Origin of the sequence: Bacillus sp. AFS001701 (assembly GCF_002559405.1) — a bacterium.
GTDB lineage: Bacteria > Bacillota > Bacilli > Bacillales > Bacillaceae_G > Gottfriedia.
Window position 1 is genome coordinate 1 of the sequence record NZ_NTZO01000211.1, and the last position, 7,268, is coordinate 7,268.

A 7,268-nucleotide genomic window follows, 5' to 3' on the forward strand; every position below is an offset into this window, starting at 1 on the left:
ACTCCTTTTACGAAAATTTGGTTATTTAATTGACAAGGTTGTTTTTCAACAGCGTGAAACACCTTTTATGTTATATTCATAAAAGGTGTTTCATTTTACAATCTAGGATCGATTTCTTTTGCCTGCTGTTCTTCGAATAATTTATTTGCAATTAATTGTTTATACTGCTCATTATCATTTGAGATTGAAGATAATGGGTATTCTAACATCTTTTGCCCTAAAACATAATCTTTAATTGAGGCATTTATCTTCTTATTGATCCGCTTTTGTTTAATTAACTTCTGATATTTATGTTCTAATTTATAATCATATCCATAAACAAGCGTTAAATAATCAGCATTTCTAACCTTCAAGAATGGAGCACTATTGAAAGATTTATGGTTAGGTTTTATGACTACCCCTTCCATTTTTCTAGTAGTCGTTAGCGTTTTATAATAACGATTAGCTTTTTCAAAGTAATGTTCATCGTCCAATGAAAGAACTAAGAAATCGTCATCTGATACGAGTGAGAAAATTTCAGCAGTACTTAATGAAGGTAATTTTTCTTCACCATTTTCATAAATCATTTTTAAGAGATTAAATGGCTTATACTCTATTTCTGATTCCGCTCCATATATTCTCAGTTGCTCATCATAAATATCTAATAACTCTTCATGCTTTTTAATTGGTACATACGACTTTAACGTTTCTTTTACTGCACTAAATGTTGAATAGTCATTATGACCATATTTATTCGTTACTATTTGTTTCGTAGTATGATTTACTTCATCATGAAAATCTGTTTGCTCATATCGAGAGATTAGTTTGTTAAAATGCTCATCAAATCCAGTCTCTTTTAATATGCTTATTTCAGATCTCAATGATTTTGATAAGGCATTAAATTTCCCCTCTATTAATCCCGTTCCTAATACGCTCCAAGGTAGTAACTCTCCATCTAGAATTAAAGTTTTAATATTCTCTTTTTCCATAAATACACTTAATCGCTCTAACAGCTTAGAATACACACCAGAAAGATCAACATTTTTTACACGGTAACCATTCCGACTGACTGCATAACAATCTTCAATTGTTTTAGATAAATAGATATTGCATCTTGAACCCATATACTTCGGTTGAAGTACAACTTCTTGAACCTTTTTATCTTTATAGTATTGTAGTCCTTGCTTTAAAGACTCTAAATCATTCGCATTTGTATCCTTATCAGCTGGACTCATCGTACCAGAAATATAATTAATTGAATTTTTTAATACGTAATTGAGACGACGTTTATCTTTTTGATCCAATACATTTATGTTTATATTTTTATCTCTTCTTTTAAATAATTCAGGTAATTCTTCTTTATTCACGACATCATCATTAACTGAAGAAACACTATATAAATATGGGTTATTTGAATAAATTCTAATACTAGTCAGCTGATTCCCACTAGCAGCACCAGTATCAATTCCAAATTTATTCTTAATACGAATTAATTTCTTACTCGCAACATGGCCAAATACATGATAAGGATGATTTGAAACAGCTTCCTCAGCTAAAAATTGTAATTGCTCCTGAATCGGATTACTACGATCAATTCGGAAAGAGCGTTGATGGCGTGATGAATTATTATCCATTTTTCCAATATATTTCTTTTTACATGGAGCATGTGTAATATAATATGAAGGAAAATCTTCACCTATATAGTGATAAAACTCCTTACTTTCATTAACCAGCTCTAAAAACTTACCTTGAAGCTCTTCATCATTTTCCAACGTTTTTATAGAAGTAAAGTATGTTTCTACTAAACTCTGATCAATCGAAGAATCTTTTAATTGACCTAATAAATACTTACTAACAAAACTTTCATGATTACCTTTTATAAAATAAAACCATGTCCGGTTTGAATAAATGAACTCAATTATTTCTTTAACTTTGTTTCCTTTATCAATCCAATCTCCTACTAATAGTATGCGGTGGTTGCTACTTTTCTCTGATTCTATTATTTGATTATTTTGAACTGTGAAACCAGCTTTTGATAATAGCTTCTGAAATGTGAGAACCTGTTCATGAATATCTCCCACGATTGTATATTTGTATTTTGTAGGTAGCTTACGAGAAATATACTCCTCCATATTATCCACTTTAATCTGAAATTCAGTCGGATTAAGAAAATTCTTCTCACGAATACGGTGTATATTTCGATAATTACTTCTTTTTATATTTGGAATTACTTCTGTTCGAAGACGTCTTACATGATTATCTATTAATTTCTTTGATCGGTCTGAAGAATAGTACTCACGAATATTTTTATAATCAAATAATACTAAATCAACATTATATGAATTTTTATTTGCGATCTCTACAACTTGATCACGGAATGATTCTGATAGTCCAGTTGTATCGACAATTACAAATTCTGCATTAATTGGGAACGTTGTAACCATCTTTAATTTAGTAAATAGTAATTCAAATGCTTGTTCACTCGCCTCGAGCATAATCGTACTATGTTTATCAAAATCTTCCCCTAATATTTCTCGTCTAATATCATCAGATGATAAATACTGTATATTCGTTTTATAATTTTTCGACTCGTCTCTATAAGATAAAGATGGAATTAAAATGTTTTTTGCAAAAGTCGTTTTTCCACATTCACTAGAGCCTACTAAAAGAAAAATCGTATGAACATTTGTTGAGATTTTCATTCCTGATGCTCCTTTACTTTTTGCTTCTTTATAACAACTGCCTGAGAAAGTGAGATTCCGTCTACATGATCTCCTACATCCGAGAATGTATACGTATATGTCGTATTACTTAAGATTGAATCAATCCATTTAACAAACTCTTCTTTTGTCATTTCCCATTTATGATCATCATGTCTAAATCCATCTAATTGGTATAGATTATTAAACTCTGCATTTGGAGTCGTTATGATAAAATTCTCAAAATTAACATAAGATAGTACGCTCTTTACTAATTTTGTAGCATCCTTAACACTCATATGTTCAACAACTTCAGTTAGTAATACATCAACATTCAAATCGCGGTCGTAAAACTCTAGAAAGTGAGATAAAGATTCATAGATTGCAATATTTTCAATCACTTTGTTATTTATTTTATATTTCAATCGTTCTCTTATTTCGGCATCAATATCAATTGCGAAATAATCATACTCACTGATTTTTTGGCTATAAGGAATTGCATACGCTCCCTCACCACAACCAATATCAAGAATAGAACGCTCAAATTTTAACTGTTCTGAAATCCACTCCTGGCGTTGCCTTGCAGTATTTCCAAATTTAAAATCAATATCATATTGATTTGTTTTTTCAAGTTCATTTTTAAATGCAAAAAATTTTTTACGACTATTTAACACATTTCTATTAAATAAATAACGTATATAGTAAGGTGCATCAATGACTTGCATACTAGTTATATATTTACGTATGACATCGTCTGTAAAATCGATATACTCATCTGAAACGATACTCAAGAATACGCATAGAACTGTCGTATAGTGAATTAACTCATGAATTGATTTTGTTGTATGAATACGTAGCTGATAAGTTTTACTAGCTAACTCTTCAAAGGTTAGATCAAATTCATTTAAATGCCTCTGAAAGAAGTTTAAGTAACTAATGTTTTTCACATGAATAGCATTAATCAATACGCTATTTTCATATTCATTCTGATCTTTTTCATGTAATTTTTTGAATGCTGAAGAAAAGAATGTGTTGATTGCATTTAAAGGGAATAGGGTTGAACAATATCTTGTCGTATTTAAGTATTCAAACATTTCCTCTGCTTGTTCTTTATACGAAATTTCATTATCAGCATCCTTAAAATAAACATTGTATGTAGCTTCTGTAGAATACCACGCAAACGCGTTCCCCTTCCTAATTGTCTTAATACTCATCCCAGAGCTTGGATTTTTTGCAATTATATAGGAAAAATCAGGGTTATTTGAGTTTAACTGAAAAATAGCCACTTGAGTGAATCATCCCTTCTTTTCGAATTATCAAATTATTACTCTTATTTTAACATGTAATTTCTAAGGGATTATTGCTAATTTAATAAAAAAAGAGAGGTAAAATTCACCTCTCCTTAATCAGTTTCTTCTATTTATATATACACTTAGTTTAAAGTTCTTAATAAATTAGCCATCTCAATTGCAGAAATACCAGAATCCCAACCTTTATTACCAGCTTTCGTGCCCGCTCTTTCAATCGCTTGTTCAATATTTTCTGTCGTTAATACACCAAAAATAACCGGGATACCAGTTTGTAGAGTAATAGCAGCAACACCTTTTGCTACTTCGTTACATACGTAATCATAATGAGTAGTTGCCCCACGAATAACTGTTCCTAACGTAATGATCGCATCATATTTTTTTGAATCTGCTAGTTTTTTTGCAACTAATGGAATTTCAAATGCTCCAGGTACCCAAATAACATCAACGTCTGATTCTTCTACACCATGACGATATAGGGCATCTTCTGCACCACCAAGTAGTTTTGATGTAATAAATTCATTAAAACGTCCTACGATTACAGCAACTTTAAGTCCAGATCCTACTAAATTTCCTTCAAATTTCATCTTAATCTCTCCCATTTTTAATAGTGTAATAAATGTCCCATTTTTTCAATTTTAGTAATTAAATATTTTTCGTTTTCCATTTTCATTTCAGTTTGAATTGGCACTCGATTATTTATCTGGATTCCGTGAGATTTTAGCGCATCTATTTTAACTGGATTATTCGTTACTAAATCTATACTCACAATACCTAAATCTTTAATAATTTGAGCACTTATCGCATAATCTCTTAAATCTGAATCAAATCCTAAGTTTAGATTTGCTTCAACAGTATCAAAGCCTTCTTCCTGTAACTTATATGCTCTTAACTTATTAAGTAAGCCAATCCCTCTACCTTCTTGTCGCATATAAACAATTACGCCTTTGCCTGCTTCCTCAATCATCGATAATGTTGATTGTAACTGAGGTCCACAATCACAACGACATGAGCCAAATACATCACCTGTTAAACATTCCGAATGAATACGTACAAGCACTGGTTCACCATCGTCAACTTTACCTTTTACAATCGCAATATGCTCTTTACCGTCGATCTCATTTGTATAACCAATCATCTTAAAATCACCAAAATCAGTTGGTAATTTAATTTCAACTTCTCTTTTTACAAGTTGTTCCGTTTCTTGTCTATAATGAATTAAATCTTTAATTGTTATCATTTTTAAATTAAACTTGTTTGCGATTTGAATTAAATCTGGTACTCTTGCCATTGTTCCATCGTCATTCATAATTTCACAAATGACACCAACTTCTTTCGATCCAGCCATTCGAGCTAAATCTACTGCTGCTTCAGTATGTCCCGGTCTCTCAATAACGCCTCCGTTTTTAGCGACTAGAGGAAACATATGCCCAGGTCTTCTAAAATCTGCTCCAGTTGATTCATCATTTAACATTTGTAAAACAGTATGTGAACGTTCAAATGCTGAGATACCAGTAGTAGAATCGATATGATCGATACTTACCGTAAAGGCAGTACCATGAGAATCTGTATTTTTTGTTACCATGTCATATAAATCTAGTTTTTTGGCTATCTCTTCAGAAACAGGTGCGCATATTAAACCGCGACCATGTGTTGCCATAAAATTTATATTTTCAGGAGTTGCAAATTCTCCGATAACAACAAAATCTCCTTCATTCTCTCTATCTTCATCATCACAAACAATAATAATTTTTCCATTTTTTAAGTCTTCAATTGCATCTTCTATTTTAGAGAACATGATCTTACTCCTTTATATATAGCCATTTTGAGATAAAAATGAAGTTGTTATTGCAGAACTCTTTTTCGTCTCATTCATACCAAGCATTTTTTCAACATACTTACCTAATAAATCAAACTCAATATTAACAACGTCTCCCGTTTTTTTACTGCCTAAGATTGTATGTGCGCGGGTATGAGGAATTAAAGAGATTGTTACAATATCAGTTTCAACTTCAAATATTGTTAAACTTGTACCATCAATCGTTATACTGCCTTTTTGTAGGCAATATTTAGCAAACGAACTTGGAATATTAATTTTATACATTACTGCGTTTTCCATTGCATTTACAGATATAATTTTACCTGTGCCATCAATATGCCCCGATACAATATGGCCACCAAACCTTCCATTTGCAGCCATTGCCCGCTCTAAATTTACTTTTTGGCTAGAAACCAAAGTACTTAGATTGGAAGCTTGAAATGTTTCAGGCATGACATCCACAGAAAATTCATTTTTAGTAAAATCTGTAACGGTTAAACACACTCCATTTACAGAGATGCTATCTCCTAAATGAACATCCTCTAAAATGGCTGATGCGTCAATTGTTAGCAATAAAGTTTTACCTTTTTTTACGATATTTTTTACTGTTCCTATTTCCTCAACGATTCCAGTAAACAAGTTTTTTCACCTCATTTCGAAAAAGCATATTACACTCAAGCCCGATAAATGACTTTGTAAGATCCATCTCTAATTTCATAAATAGTTGATCCACCTTATCACACCCTCTAATTCAAATTAATTTGAAAAAGTGAAAAGCCCCTTAGAAAACTCCTAAGGGGCAATAGATGTTTAAGAAAGGAAGCATACTTAAATAAACGCTAGTACAATATGAGCTATTAAAAGACAGTATTGTAGCACGTCTATTGTTGTACAAATGTACAACGAACTAAGCCTATACGGATAGTATTTTTGAAAAAACAAATAAGCATACCGTATATGCACTCCATCCTTCTCCCATCCAGACTATACTGTCGGCTCTAGATTCTAACTAGATCAGCAACATATAAAAAATCTATATGAAGCTCACGGGCTTAGTATAAAAATATACAACACCGCCGGTTGGGAATTTCACCCGACCCCGAAGGACACTAATTATCAAATTTGGTTTCATTATAACTAGTAATTATTTAGTTGTAAAGAATTTATGATTCTATTTTCTTTTAAAACAAACTGATAAAAAACAAAATTATGGAAAAAAACCTTATAAAATATGGAAAAACTCACACTTAATTTTCGTTAAAAAAAATTTTTTTTTTACTCTTAGTACTTTATAGATTTTTTACGCGCCAATACAATACTGTATAAATATTAATATCAAAGTAATTACAAAGAAAATTAAGTTCTATAATTAATGTAGAAAGTAAGACTTACGGATCCCGAAATCAAATGAACTTAGCTTAATTAAAAAAACAATTGAATGTATTTTTTAATTTGTATAAAATC

5 protein-coding genes and 1 riboswitch are annotated in these 7,268 nt (G+C 31.1%); all 5 genes read right to left on the bottom strand.

Annotated elements, in window-relative coordinates; translation table 11 throughout:
- Positions 1–95 precede the first annotated feature (95 nt).
- The 5 genes from CN514_RS14425 to ribE all read right to left on the bottom strand — a co-directional run bounded on the left by CN514_RS14425 (position 96) and on the right by ribE (position 6,443).
- On the bottom strand, positions 96–2,681 hold the full coding sequence (locus CN514_RS14425; protein WP_098233192.1) for a metallophosphoesterase: 2,586 nt from the start codon (positions 2,679–2,681) through the stop codon (positions 96–98).
- On the bottom strand, positions 2,678–3,964 hold the full coding sequence (locus tag CN514_RS14430; protein ID WP_098233193.1) for a class I SAM-dependent methyltransferase: 1,287 nt from the start codon (positions 3,962–3,964) through the stop codon (positions 2,678–2,680). Before CN514_RS14430 ends, CN514_RS14425 begins: the two co-directional genes overlap by 4 nt.
- 146 nt (positions 3,965–4,110) lie before the next feature.
- Positions 4,111–4,572, bottom strand: a complete 462-nt coding sequence (gene ribH / locus CN514_RS14435) for a 6,7-dimethyl-8-ribityllumazine synthase (RefSeq protein ID WP_097976649.1) — start codon at positions 4,570–4,572, stop codon at positions 4,111–4,113.
- 17 nt (positions 4,573–4,589) lie between these two features.
- A complete protein-coding gene (locus CN514_RS14440) occupies positions 4,590–5,783 on the bottom strand; it encodes a bifunctional 3,4-dihydroxy-2-butanone-4-phosphate synthase/GTP cyclohydrolase II (protein ID WP_098233194.1) in 1,194 nt (397 codons plus the stop codon).
- Positions 5,784–5,795: 12 nt separating this feature from the next.
- A complete protein-coding gene (gene ribE / locus CN514_RS14445; protein WP_098233195.1) occupies positions 5,796–6,443 on the bottom strand; it encodes a riboflavin synthase in 648 nt (215 codons plus the stop codon).
- A gap of 324 nt (positions 6,444–6,767) precedes the next feature.
- Positions 6,768–6,915, bottom strand: a riboswitch (FMN riboswitch).
- Positions 6,916–7,268 lie beyond the last annotated feature (353 nt).